12 protein-coding genes are annotated in these 12,445 nt (G+C 64.7%); 10 read left to right on the top strand and 2 right to left on the bottom strand.

From position 1 onward, the window contains the following. Nucleotides 1-367: 367 nt before the first annotated feature. Together M727_RS36985 and M727_RS0121475 are read left to right on the top strand one after the other, a co-directional pair. Nucleotides 368-1,123 carry a terminase family protein gene (locus M727_RS36985; protein ID WP_051505674.1) on the top strand — a complete coding sequence of 252 codons (756 nt, stop codon included), beginning with the start codon at nucleotides 368-370 and terminating at the stop codon, nucleotides 1,121-1,123. A gap of 13 nt (nucleotides 1,124-1,136) precedes the next feature. Further along, a complete protein-coding gene (locus tag M727_RS0121475; protein WP_027154395.1) occupies nucleotides 1,137-1,736 on the top strand; it encodes a hypothetical protein in 600 nt (199 codons plus the stop codon). Nucleotides 1,737-2,110: 374 nt separating this feature from the next. Here M727_RS0121475 and M727_RS0121465 read toward each other — a convergent pair whose 3' ends face one another. Next, nucleotides 2,111-2,728: a methyltransferase domain-containing protein gene (locus M727_RS0121465; protein ID WP_027154394.1), complete on the bottom strand. Its 618-nt coding sequence runs from the start codon at nucleotides 2,726-2,728 to the stop codon at nucleotides 2,111-2,113. Nucleotides 2,729-2,855: 127 nt separating this feature from the next. On the opposite strand from M727_RS0121465, the gene M727_RS36980 reads away from it, so the two are divergent. Continuing rightward, nucleotides 2,856-4,580, top strand: coding sequence for a portal protein (locus tag M727_RS36980; RefSeq protein WP_036262936.1), 1,725 nt, complete (start codon nucleotides 2,856-2,858; stop codon nucleotides 4,578-4,580). Beyond that, nucleotides 4,577-4,900 carry a hypothetical protein gene (locus tag M727_RS0121455; protein WP_023798589.1) on the top strand — a complete coding sequence of 108 codons (324 nt, stop codon included), beginning with the start codon at nucleotides 4,577-4,579 and terminating at the stop codon, nucleotides 4,898-4,900. Before M727_RS36980 ends, M727_RS0121455 begins: the two co-directional genes overlap by 4 nt. A gap of 242 nt (nucleotides 4,901-5,142) precedes the next feature. Here M727_RS0121455 and M727_RS0121450 read toward each other — a convergent pair whose 3' ends face one another. Continuing rightward, nucleotides 5,143-5,457 carry a YMGG-like glycine zipper-containing protein gene (locus M727_RS0121450; protein WP_027154393.1) on the bottom strand — a complete coding sequence of 105 codons (315 nt, stop codon included), beginning with the start codon at nucleotides 5,455-5,457 and terminating at the stop codon, nucleotides 5,143-5,145. A 326-nt stretch (nucleotides 5,458-5,783) separates the two neighbouring features. Here M727_RS0121450 and M727_RS0121445 point away from each other — a divergent pair, with 326 nt between their 5' ends. The 6 genes from M727_RS0121445 to M727_RS0121420 all read left to right on the top strand — a co-directional run bounded on the left by M727_RS0121445 (nucleotide 5,784) and on the right by M727_RS0121420 (nucleotide 12,443). After that, entirely contained in the window at nucleotides 5,784-6,692 is a 909-nt protein-coding gene (locus M727_RS0121445; RefSeq protein ID WP_027154392.1) for a hypothetical protein, read from the top strand. Nucleotides 6,693-6,772: 80 nt separating this feature from the next. Beyond that, complete coding sequence (locus tag M727_RS0121440) at nucleotides 6,773-7,762, top strand: hypothetical protein (RefSeq protein ID WP_027154391.1); 990 nt, start codon at nucleotides 6,773-6,775, stop codon at nucleotides 7,760-7,762. A 114-nt stretch (nucleotides 7,763-7,876) separates the two neighbouring features. Beyond that, nucleotides 7,877-8,188 (top strand): hypothetical protein, encoded by a 312-nt coding sequence (locus M727_RS36975; RefSeq protein ID WP_245268745.1) that lies wholly within the window; start codon nucleotides 7,877-7,879, stop codon nucleotides 8,186-8,188. 330 nt (nucleotides 8,189-8,518) lie between these two features. Continuing rightward, nucleotides 8,519-9,121, top strand: coding sequence for a hypothetical protein (locus M727_RS0121430; protein WP_027154390.1), 603 nt, complete (start codon nucleotides 8,519-8,521; stop codon nucleotides 9,119-9,121). After that, nucleotides 9,121-11,553, top strand: a complete 2,433-nt coding sequence (locus tag M727_RS0121425; protein ID WP_027154389.1) for a hypothetical protein — start codon at nucleotides 9,121-9,123, stop codon at nucleotides 11,551-11,553. Before M727_RS0121430 ends, M727_RS0121425 begins: the two co-directional genes overlap by 1 nt. Nucleotides 11,554-11,783: 230 nt before the next feature. Further along, the gene (locus tag M727_RS0121420; RefSeq protein ID WP_027154388.1) at nucleotides 11,784-12,443 is read left to right on the top strand and encodes a hypothetical protein; all 660 of its coding nucleotides are present in this window, start codon (nucleotides 11,784-11,786) and stop codon (nucleotides 12,441-12,443) included. The last annotated feature ends 2 nt before the right edge of the window (nucleotides 12,444-12,445 follow it).

The raw sequence follows: 12,445 nt of genomic DNA, 5'->3' as shown, positions 1-12,445 counted from the left end.
CACCTTCACGCCGTTGCTCGGCATGTCGGAAGTGGTGCTGTTGTTTCTGTCGGCGGAAGCGGTGGAGGGAATGGGGTGAGGGGGCGGCGGCCTTGCCTTCTCCCCTTGTGGGAGAAGGTGGATCGGCGCGCAGCGCCGAGACGGAAGAGGGGTGTTGGACGGAGTGCTGTCGGTGCCAATCTGGAGCACCCCTCATCCGACCTCGCGGAGCCTGTCCTCGGGCTTGCCGGAGGCAAGACCCGTGGGCGAGGCCACCTTCTCCCACAAGGGGAGAAGGAAGAGCGGCCGCCTTGGCCAGAAAAATCTTGGCCAAACAACACCATACGGCCGGCGCCTGCCAACATGATTCAAGTGCGAGGGCGAAGAAATGACCCGCCACGTCACCTTCATGACCATCGACGATGCCGAGCATTACACGCCGCAGCAGCGCGCCGCGATCATATCGGCCTATCCGGCGCATGAGCGCGAGGCGCGGGCCAGGGGCATTCCGGTGCTGGGTTCCGGCCGCATCTTTCCGGTGGCGGAGGAGCTGATTGCCTGCGAGCCGTTCCGGCTGCCGCGCTACTGGCCGCGGCTCGGGGCGCTGGATTTCGGCTGGGATCACCCTTCCGCTGCTGTCGAACTCGCCTGGGATACGGAGGCCGACGTCGTCTATGTCGCAAAAGCCTGCCGCGCCTCGCAGCAAACGCCGGCCATGCAGGCGCTGACCCTGAAACCGTGGGGCGAATGGTTGCCCTGGGCGTGGCCGCGCGACGGCCGCCGCGAGACGCTGGAAGGTGCGGGCGTGGCACTTGCCCGGCAATATGGCGCGCATGGGCTGAACATGCTTTCCAGCCATGCGCAGTTCGCCGACGGTTCGGTGTCGGTCGAGGCCGGGCTGATGGAGATGCTCGACCGCATGCAGAGCGGCCGCTTCAAGGTGTTCTCGACGCTTCTGCCCTGGTTCGAGGAGTTTCGGCTCTACCACCGCAAAGACGGCCAGGTGGTGAAGCTGCGCGATGATCTGATGGCGGCGACACGCTATGGCGTGATGATGCTGAGGGAAGCGGTGGTCGACCCGGCCGAGTTCAAGACGGCACGGCGAAAGGCAGGGCAGAGCGATCCGCTGGGGGCGTTCCGGTGAGGGGACCCCGCCGATGACCGTTCGCATTGTCAGCGCTACGCTGCGCGACCTCTCCTACATCGCCGCCAACCTGCGGTCCGAGGACCGGACGGAGATCGACTGCCAGTTCGACGAATGGTCGCCGGCGCTGCTGGCGCTGACGGCGCTGCAGGGGTTTGCCTATGTCGCCGAGCTGAACGGCAATCCGGAGGCCGGCTTTGGCGCCGCCGAACAGCGCGGCGGGTTGTGGATCGCCTGGAGCTGGGGCACGCGCCGCATGAAGCGCTGCGTGCCTGGCATGACCGAGTTCTTTCGTGCCGTGCTCGGTCCGCAGGTTGCCGCGCACGGCGCCTGGCGGGTCGAGGCCCGGGCGCTGGCCACCAATGAATTGGCGCTGCGCTGGCTGGCCCGGCTGGGCGCCACGCAACGCTGCCGCCTGCCGGGCTACGGCAAGAACGGCGAGGATTTTTTGCTCTACGACTGGACAAGGTCGTCTGACTTTGGGTCGTCTGACTTTGGAGAAAGCTGGAACCATGTGCCTTTTTCAAAAGCCGCCGGCGCTGAAGCCGCTGCCACCGACACCGACCATTGCCGACAAGGACGTGCAGGCGCGCGAAGCAGCGCTCCGGGCTGAGCTCGAGCAGCGCCAGGGCACCGCCGGCACAGTCAAGACCGATCTGTCGCCGAGCGAACTCAGCGGCCAGCGCCGCGTGCTGCTGGGGGTGTGATGATGGGTGCGATGGAACGTACGCTTCGTAGGCGCGTGCTGGCCGGTGGTATTGGCGCCGGCATGCGAAATTGGTGAAGCGGGGAGGGTGAAGATCACCCCTTCTCCCCTTGTGGGAGAAGGTGGATCGGCGCTTTAGCGCCGAGACGGATGAGGGGTGCTGGAAGAAATGAGGCAGTGGATTTTTTTCGGCATTGCCAAGCTGGAACACCCCTCATCCGACCTCGCTTCGCGAGGCCACCTTCTCCCACAAGGGGAGAAGGCAAGGCTCTTCAGTGCTCTCACCCCGGCTTGCGCGCGAAGGCCCAGACCATCAGCGGATATTCCTCGTCGTTGCTGAGGTCGCGCCATAGGCCGTAGGCGCGCACCGGGCCGCCGATATGGGCTTTTGCGCAGGCTTTGTTGCCCCAGCTGAACACTTCAATGTTTGCCTGGGGGAAGCCGCCCTCGACCAGCACCTGCTTGAGGCCGGCGGCGGTCCAGCGGTTGTAGTCGTGCGGCCTGGCATGCACCCTGAACAGGAACGGCGTCGCCACAATCGCCCAGCCGCCCGGCCGGGTCATGGCGTGGATATTCTGTGCCGCGGCAAACGGGCGCTGCACATGCTCCAGCACCTGGTCGGCGATGACGACGGAATATTGCCGGTCGGTGCGGTCCTTGCAGATGTCGAAATCAGGGAAATCGACGGAGGTGTAGTTCGAGCAGATCGTCTTCCAGTGGCGGTTCCAGCCGGGCGAGATCTCGATCACGTCTGAGGATTTGCGGCCGTCGGCCTCAAGAAACGCGGTGAACGCCTCGATCTGCCTGATGCGCAGCCAGTTGCGGGAATCGTAGCCGATCAGCCGCTTTGCAACCTGCTTGCTTCGCCTCTTCAGGGCGCCGGGTAGGCTTTCCGTCATTATCAAATCGATCTCCTTGAGTCGCCGCCCCGCGCCCCTTGAACATCGCAAAAGCGAACAAAATTCGACCTGGCCTTGGCAATATCTGGGCTTCGAACAAGCTGATACCACCGAACAAGGAAATGCCATGGCGAGCGATTCCCGTGCCCACGATATCCTGTCGCGACAGGCGGAACTGGAGAGCGAGCGCAGCCAGTATGAGGCTGTCTGGGAGGCGGTGTCGGAATTCTGCGACCCCGACGCGCCCGATGTCTGGAGTGGGCGCCGGGGCGCGGAACCGCAGGCCGAGCGGCAGCAGCGGCGCGGCGCCCGTGTCTACGCCAACACCATCAACTCGGCCGCCAACCGGCTGGCCGCCGGGCTGGAAAGCCTGATCATCCCGCAGTCGGAGAAATGGCACGGGCTGTCGACCGCCGCCGTGAACGACGAGGAGAGCGAGGAGGAGAAGGAATGGGCGGAGGCGCTTCGCGATTTCCTGTTTGCGCTGCGCTATTCGGCCAATTCGAATTTCGTGCCGGCGACGCAGGCCTGCCTGCGCAACGTCGTGCGCTATGGCCCGGCCTATCTTTACGCCGAGGAGGGCTTTGGCGGCACGCTGATCCGCTATGCCTCGATCCCGGTGGTCGAGGGCTATCTCTGCCGCAACCGCTGGGGCCAGGTCGACATTTTCCACCGCCGCTACGCGCGCACGGCACGGCAGGCGGCGCAACTGCTCGGTTATGACAAGCTGCCGGCGCGGATCAAGATGCTGGTCGACGACCCGGCCAAATGCGAGACCAAGATCTCGCTGATCCAGTGCATCCAGCCGCGCGACGAGCGCAAGATGTACCGGCTCTCCGGCACCTACCAGTATCTCGACACGGCGTTCGCCTCCTATCACGTCGTCGAGGACGAGGAGGTCATCGTCAGGGAGAGCGGTTTCCGCTCCTTCCCGGTGTCGTGCTTCAACTGGCGCCGCCATGAGGGCGACCCCTATGGCATTTCGCCGACCATCGAGGCGCTGACCACGGTGCGCGAGGAAAATGCGGTGCGCCGCTCGGGCCTCAGGGCGCTGCAGCAGATCACCGATCCGGCGACCGCCTCGAAGGCGCGGCTCGACTATGTGCCGGTGCTCAATCCCGGCGAGAACTATCCCGGCCTGATCGACGACAATGGCCGGCCGCTGATTGCGCCGATCGCTGTGGGCCAGAACCCGACCTATGCATTCGACTACGCGGAAAGCCGGGCCGAGGAGATCCGCGACATGATGTTCGTCAACCTGTTCCAGACGCTTGTGCAGAACCCGCAGATGACGGCCACCGAAGCCTTGATCCGGCAGGAGGAAAAGGGCGCGTTGCTCGGGCCCTCCGGCTCGATCATCCAGGCCGGCTTTGCCTCCAATCTCGACCGCGAGCTCGGTATCCTCGAGGACAAGGGATTGTATGAGGAAGACAGCCGGTTCCTGCCGCCGGCGAGCCTCGCCGGCAAGGCGGTGCGGCCGACCTTCACCGGTCCGCTCGACGTGCTGCGCCGCTCGGCCGAGGCGCGCGACACCATCCAGGTGGTGACCACGGCCATGCAGATGGCGCAGTTCGACCCCGGCGTCATGGACAATATCGACGGTGACGAGGCGCTGAAGATCGTGCAGAGCGCCGGCCGCAGCCCGCAGCGCATCTTTCGCCGCCAGGACGAGGTGGCTGATATTCGCGATGCCCGAGCCAGGGCGCAACAAGCGCAGGCCGGCATGGCGGCGATCGCCGCCGCCGGCAAGGTTGCCAGGGATGCCGTGCCGGCGGCGGTCCAGGCGCGCGACAGCGGCCTGCTCGACAGTCTCAGCGGGCTGATGCCGCAGGGCGGCGAGGGCGGCGCATGAGCGGCAAACGCTTCGCCCATTCGCGCCAGGCCGGCGGCCCGGCCAAGGCGCAGGATGCGCTGACCAGGGCCTATCTCAGGGTGTTCTCAGGCCAGGACGGCGAGATGGTGCTGGCCGACCTGACGGCGGCGACCGGCTATTACCGCCGCCCGTCCTATGGCGAGTGGCTGGCCAAGACCAGGACGCCGAACGGCTTCGAGCTGCACAGCGCGCTGAGCAACGCGCGCGCCGAAGTGGTGCAGCACATCATGGGGTTTTTGACACTGGACGAAGCGCAACTGGCGGCGCTGGAGAAGGCGGCGCGGCTGGAGGGGCGGTAGGGGTGAAGCTCCGCCATTGGTGACGCCTTCTCCCCTTGTGGGAGAAGGTGGATCGGCGCGAAGCGCCGAGACGGATGAGGGGTGCTGGAAGAAATGAGGCGTTGGTGATCGCACCATCGATCCGGTGTTCAGGCGCGGTCGGAGACAGAGGTATTCGTCAAGCTGGAACACCCCTTATCCGGCCGCTTCGCGGCCACCTTCTCCCACCAGGGGAGAAGGGAAGACCAGCGCCGGGCTACGTCTCAATAATCGCCGCGGTAGTAGCGGTCGTCGCAACGGGCGGTGTAGATGCGGCCGTAGCGGTCCTGATAGCGGCATAGCTGTTCGCCGCGCCGCTGTGGCGTCGTCGCGCTGCCGACGACCGCCCCCAGCAGGGCGCCGCTGGCTGCGCCGATGACCGTGCTCTTGGTGTCGCGGCCCAGGGCCTGACCGACGAGAGCGCCGCCAGCGCCGCCGACCAAGGCCCCCGTGGTGGCTCTTTGCTGCCCTTCGGTCTGTGCACATCCTGCCAGCGCGGCAGTCACAAGCAGGGCGGCAATGGCTTTGTACATGGTCATCGTCTGATACTCCGTTGAAGCCTATGAACTAATACACTGGCTGGTTTTGCCAAGTGTTTGCCAAGTGCGGTTGCATTGCGGCGGAACCGCGGCAACCGCTTGTCACGAAATGCGACATGGTTTCTTTCGTCTTGACGCTGCGTGCCTCCGACTCTGAAAGATCGTACTCGAACAAGACGATAGGGTCAGGTTCTGTCGAAAAGAATCAGGCTGCGGCCGCAACGATTCCGCCGGCTCCAGCCGATCCTTCATCAATCCAATAACACGCCTGGCTGAACTGGCCAGTGCTCGTTTCCATTTGCAAACAACAAGAAGGAATCTTTCTCATGACAGATCTGGCAGACGCCGGGTCCGTGGTGGCGTCGCCACCGGCGGGCAACCTTGCAGGGCCACCGGCCGCCGGGGACAACGGGTCCGTCCCGCCGGCCGGCAAGAGCTGGTTTGACGGTCTTTCCGAAGGCAACCGCAAGCTCGCTGAAACCAAGGGCTGGACCAAGCCTGAAAGCCTCGACCGGGTTCTCACATCCTATGCCGAGCTGGAACGGCAGCAGGGCGAAAGCCTGCGCATTCCGGCAGCGGACGCAGCTGCGGAAGACTGGGACAGGTTCCATGCCCGGCTGCCTGAGGCGATGCGTCCGCTGACATCGCCCGACGAGGTCGAGTACAGGCGCCCCGACGGGCTTCCCGAAAACTTCGCCTATTCGGACGAACTCGCCAACGCGTCGAAGGCGTGGGCGGTCGAGGCCGGCGCCACGCCGAAGGTGGCGCAGGCCTATCACGACCGCTTCGTCGGCTACATGGCCGGACAGGCCAAGGCGCAGCAGATCGCCCTTGCCCGTTCGGTCGAGGCCACTCACGACGACCTGGTCCGGGACTGGGGACCGACCGACAGCGACGGCTTTCGTAGGAGATTGGAGGTCGCCAACCGGGCGATGAAGAAGCTCGGGCTGGTCGATGCCTACAAGGCGAAGGGCATCCTCCTGCCTGACGGCGCCTTGACCGATCCGCAGATCGCCAAGGCGTTCCACGCGGTCGGCGAGGCGATGTTCAGGGAAGACACGATCGACGGCGGCGCGGCCTTGAGCGGAGGCAATCCGTTCAAGCGCAACGCCGCCGGCGAACGCAACCTGACCGATATCTCGGCCCTCGTCAGAAGCGACCCCGTCCGCGCCCGGCGGCTGGCACGCGAGGCCGGCGAAAACCCCGATCTGTGGATACCGAACAACCCCCTTTGAAATAGGGCAACCGCATCCGGATGCCCCCACATCCGGCCTGAGGGGGCGCAGCCGTCAATCAAACTCAAGGAAAGAAAAAAATGGCAGACGCCTATACCCGCATCGCGGACGCGATCGTTCCGTCCGTCTATGCACAATACTCGTTCGAGGAGCACGTCCAGTCGCTCGAGATCTACCAGGCCGGGATCCTGTTTTCCGACCCGGCCATCGCCTCGAAGCTCTCCATGGGCGGGCGTTCCGTCGACATGCCAGGTTGGAAGGATCTCGGCAACGATCCGTCCGAGCCGGTCAATGACGATCCGGCCGACTCGATCGAGATGAAGAAGATCGGCGCGCGCCGCGAGGTCGCCGCCCGCAATGTCCGCGCCCAGGCGTGGGGCATTCCGGACCTGACCTCGATCCTGGCCGGCGACGACCCGCAGAAGCTGATCGTGCGCCGCCAGACCGACTACTGGCAGCGTGCCAACAAGCTGACGCTGCTCGGCATCCTGAAAGGGGTGCTGGCCGACAACCTCGCCAATGATGCCGGCGACCTCGTCCGCATCACCGGCGCCTCCATCGTCGACACCGACATCATCGAGGCCGCCTATCTGATGGGCGACCGCGCCGACAAGTTCAAGACGATCTGGATGCATTCCAAGCAGATGAAGGCGCTGAAGCTCGCCGACCTCATCGACTATGTGCCGCCGTCCGAGCAGGGCGGGCCGCTGATCCCCTATTACATGGGGCTGCGGGCCGTCATCGACGACGACATCCCGGTCGCCGCGGGCGTCTACACGGCGTTCATGTTCAAGGACAAAGCAATCCTGTGGAACGAGCTGCCGGTCAACACCGAGGGCGGGCCGCTGGAGTTCGACCGCAAGCCGCGCCAGGGCCATGGCGGCGGCGTCACCGAAATGGTCGCCCGCCGGCATTTCGTCCCGCATGTGCCCGGCACCCGCTTCCTCGATGCGTCGACGGCGGGTGAGTTTGCGACCGATGCCGAGCTGGCGCTGGCGGCGAACTGGGACCGCACGGCGTCGAGCGTCAAGCACATGACGTTCATCGCGCTGAAGACGACCGAGGCCTGAGCGGACCGGTAGGGGTGGGGCGTCAAGGTCCCGCCCCTTCTGGACACCGGGTCGGCCGCTGTGGCGAATTCCAAATTCACGCGCCGTGCTGCCCCAAATTGTCGTTGTTGCACATTGATCAATCGCCGCCACCAAACGGTTACACAAGAGGGCGATGCTGCCTTGTCTTTGCAAGGGAGGGTAACCATGAATATGACCTACAAGGCAGTTCAGGATGTGCTTCGAAAAGCTGGCATTGTCATAAGCAAAAAGGGCGAACTTCACCGCATCAACTTCTTCAGCGGCCTGGAAAACACCGCCTACTACACGACAAGCCTCGAGGATGCGCTTGACCGGGGGTTGGCGATGGCGAGAGCTGCCGAAAGGTTGCCAGCAAGCACCTTTGCCAAGTCGCGCGGGCGGCCGGCGAGCGCACACTTCGGCTGACGCCGCAGGATGTCATCGCCGCGTTGCGCGGCGATGTTGGGAAAATACCGTCACGTGGCGCACGCTGCCAGTTTTCTGCGGTCGCGTTCCGTGGCGCCCCCTCTGTCCTGCCGGACATCTCCCCCACTTGGGGGGAGATCGGCAGCTTCACCGACCACGCCCTTTCTTCAACATTGGCGATTGGCGAAAGCCAACGCGACATGCAATCTCCCCTTCGTGGGGGAGATGCCCGGCAGGGCAGAGGGGGGCGCGACAGAACGCGACCTTTCCCCACAATCCACCCCACCCATGCCCACAAATTCCCGATCCACACAGATGGAGGCCGAAACCATGGCCATCACCCCGCTCGACATCGCCAACATGGCGCTTGGCGTTCTCGACGAGGCGCCGGTCGACAGCCTTGATCAGGATGTCAAACCGGCGCGCCTGCTTAACCTGCATTTCGACCTGACCCGCGAGGCGGAGCTGATGAAACATGCCTGGGTGTTCGCAATCCTGGCGGCCGCCGTCGCCGGGTCCGATACCGGCAGTGGCGCGGGCACGCTGAACTTTGCCTATGAATTGCCCGTGGACTGCCTGCGGCCTTTGCCGCTGACCCACAATGGCGAGCCGGATGGCGTGCCGATCGCGTGGCGCCAGGAAGCCGGCTTGATCTATTGCGACCGATCGGGGCCGCTGATCATCCGCTACGTCGCCAACCTCACCGATCCGAACGACTGGGACGCGACGTTCACCGAAGTGCTGGTTGCAGCGCTTGCCGTCAAGATCGCGCATCCGCTGACCCACAAGGCGGCCATGATCGACATCGCCCGCGGTGCCTATAGCGCGGCGCTGGACGCGGCGTTCCACGCCAACGCCATCCAGCGTGGCGGCAGGTTTTCAACGTCGTCCTGGGCGATCCAGCGCGGCGACAACCGCTACTGGCGCGCCTGATGCCGACGCTCTATCCTATCCAGGACACCTTCGTCCGTGGCGAGATCAGTCCGCGATTGCACGCGCGCGCCTCGCTCGACCTTTACCGGGCCGCACTCTCCCGCTGCGAGAACTTTTTGACGCTCCCGCATGGTGGCATCCGCAAGCGCGGCGGCACCTATTTCTGCGCCGAGGTGAAGGACTCTTCCAAAGCGACACGGCTGATCCCGTTCATCTTCTCGGCGGACCAGGCCTATGCGCTCGAATTCGGCGATCTCTACATCCGCGTCCATGCCTATGGCGCCCGCGTCGGCACGGTGGAGGTGGCGACACCCTATCTCGAAGCCGATCTGTTCGACCTGCAATTCGTCCAGTCCGCCGACCAGATGTGGATCACCCACAAAAACCACCTGCCGCAGGTTCTCACCCGCACGGCGCACACCACATGGACGCTGGCCGAGTTCGTCTTTCTCGACGGCCCCTATGACGACATCAACACAAGCGCGACCACGCTGACGCCCGCCGAGACAGGTGCTGTCCATCCAGATATGACCAGCGATACGCTGCCAACCGGGACCGCTGCATCCAGCGCCGGCACCGCATATCTCGCGTTCGACCGTGACAATGGAACAGACCTCAATTTTGGCACAACCACCGGCAACGTGTCTTATGACTTCGCCGGTACAGCGACCAAGGTTTGTGACGCCTATTGGATTCGGGCGGTCGGGGGCAGGGGACCGGCCGCATGGGATTTCCAGGGCCTTGACGGCACCAGCTGGATCTCGCTCGACAGCCGGACGGCGGAACCCGGCTGGTCGCGCGGCGAGGTGCGCTTCTATGAATTTCAGAACGCGACCGCCTATCAGTCCTATCGACTGGATATCTCAGTATCGGAGGACGACGCCAACATTCGTATTGCTGAAATGGGCTGGCACGAGGATGGCGACACCCAGACGCCGTTCGACCTCACGGCATCCTCCATCGTCGGCATCAATGACGGCACCGGCTTCCAGACCAGCGATGTCGGCCGGACCATTCGCTTGCTCGGCTCGGATGCCGTCTGGCGCTGGGCGCGCATCACCAGCCGCAGCAGCGCGACCGTAGTCAAGGTCAGGCTGTATGGGCATGCGCTGCCCAATCTCAGCCCGATCGCCCGCTGGCGCCTCGGCACCTTCGTTCCCGGCAAATATGTCCAGAGCGGTTCGCTGTACGAGGAGCGCCTGGCCTTCAGCCGAAAATTTTCCGTCTATGCCTCGGCAACCGGCGATTTCGAGAATTTCGCCACCGGCGAAAAGGACGACGACGCGCTTGAATTCGTCCAGGCCGGCGGCGGCCAGGCCAACGATATCACCTGGATTGCGGAATCCGACGGGGCGCTGATCATTGGCACCCTTGGCGGCATCCGGGCGCTGTCGGGCTCGGGCATCGACGAAGCGCTGACGCCGTCATCGTTCAAGAACCGCCGCTCCCGCACCTTTGGCTGCGCGCCGCTGCGCCCTGTCGACGCCGGGCAATCGTTCCTGTTCGTCACCAGGTCGCGCAAATCGATTGCAGAACTGACCCAGAGCGCGACCGGCAAATTCACCTCGGAGGATGTCGGGCAGGTTTCCGAGCATATCCCGAAGCAGGGTGTCGTCGAACTAGCATTCCAGACCGATCCCGACCCGCTGCTGTGGTTCCCGCTGGATAATGGCGAGTTGGGGGGATACACGCACCAGCCTTCGCAGGAAGTCCGCGGCATGCACCGGCATCGCATCGCCGGGTCTTTCTCAGGTTCCGACTGGGGCATCGTCGAGAGCGCCGTGGTCACGCCTGGGCAGGACGGCAATGACGATCTGTGGCTGATCGTCAAGCGCACCATCGGCGGGGCAACCAAGCGTTATATCGAAGTCAAGACCGTGCCATTCGAATATGGTGAGGTCGCCGATGCCTTCGAGGTTGATTGCGCTCTGACCTACAGCGGTGTGGCCACAGCAACGGTCACAGGACTTACCCATCTCAACGGCGAGACTGTCGACGCCCTGGCGGATGGTATCGTCTATCACGGCCTCACGGTGGCCGCCGGGGCGGTTTCCCTGCCTGGTGGTGCGACTGCCGCCAAATGGCAGGTAGGTCTGCCCTACGAAGCCGGAGCCGACACACTCGAACTCGATGTCGGCGGCAGGGATGGCTCGATCGTCGGCCGGCGCAAGAAAGTCGCAAAAGTCATTCTGTCGCTGTTTGAGACCGACACGACCGGGCTGAAGATTACTTCCATGCAGCGTGGGCGGTGGGAGCCGGTTCGCATCCCTTCAGTCGTGACGCCTGACAGTGCCGCAAACCTGTTCACTGGGAACGTCGAGGTGCCGATCGACGACAGTTGGGAAGGGCAGGGGCGGGTGCGAATCCGCCACACCAACCCGACCCCTTGCACCATCCGCGCGTTCACGCCGGTGTTCGACAGTGAGGCGTAGTTGAAACTGCCGATCTCCCCCCTTGGGGCCCCTTGGGGGGAGATGGCCGGCAGGCCAGAGGGGGTCGGTACGTCCTGACCCGACCCCTATCCTATTGCCTCCATCGCGGGCGAGAACGTCGGCGCTTCACGCGAGACGACCCCCTCTGTCGCCTTCGGCGACATCTCCCCCTCAAGGGGGGAGATTGCGCGCTCAGCCCTTCCATCACTCCCTTAAAAGGACCCGCTTCGATGACCCCATCCCCGCATGCCGAAGCTCTCGGCAGGGCGCGGACGGCTGCCGATTTTGCTGCCGTCATCGCCTTGCTCGACAGCGACCTCAAAACTGCTGCCGCCCGCAAACTGGAACTGGAAAAGGCCAAGGGCCGTGCGATGTTCGGCCGTGGCGACCTGGCGGCGGCGCGCATTGCGCTCTCCGAGGCCAACGCCGTCGTTGCGCTGCTGGAAAAAACCCGTGAGGCGGCGAACGAGCGCCGTGCCGCCGCGCAAAGCGAAGACTGCGTCGACATCGCAGCACTTGCCGACGAGATCAGGGCAAACGCCGCTTCCCTCGACGAGCGCTGGCGCATGGCCCACTGGCTGGTCGAGCAGCTGCGCCAGCAATTGTTCGACGCCGATGCCTTGCGCGGTGCCGTCGCCACCGCCAACAGCCAGCTCGACGCCGCGGGCGTCGCCAACCTGAAAATCAACCCGACCGCCGTCCGGCGCGCCGCCGTGACCGGGCGGCGAGCGACAGCTCCGGCTCGTCTCAGCGCGGCAGCGATCCAGGCCGACAGACTGCTTTTGTCGCTGCTCAGCCCCGGCGGCGCGCTCGACCCGCGACCGCCGCTTGGCGCGCCGGTCGGAGGCATCGCGGGTCGATATTCGCTGCGTGGCCGAGGCCGCGGCTGACC

The organism is Mesorhizobium sp. WSM2561, assembly GCF_000513915.1.
GTDB classification, from domain to species: Bacteria; Pseudomonadota; Alphaproteobacteria; order Rhizobiales; family Rhizobiaceae; genus Mesorhizobium; species Mesorhizobium muleiense.
This window is presented reverse-complemented; position numbering and strand designations above follow the sequence as displayed.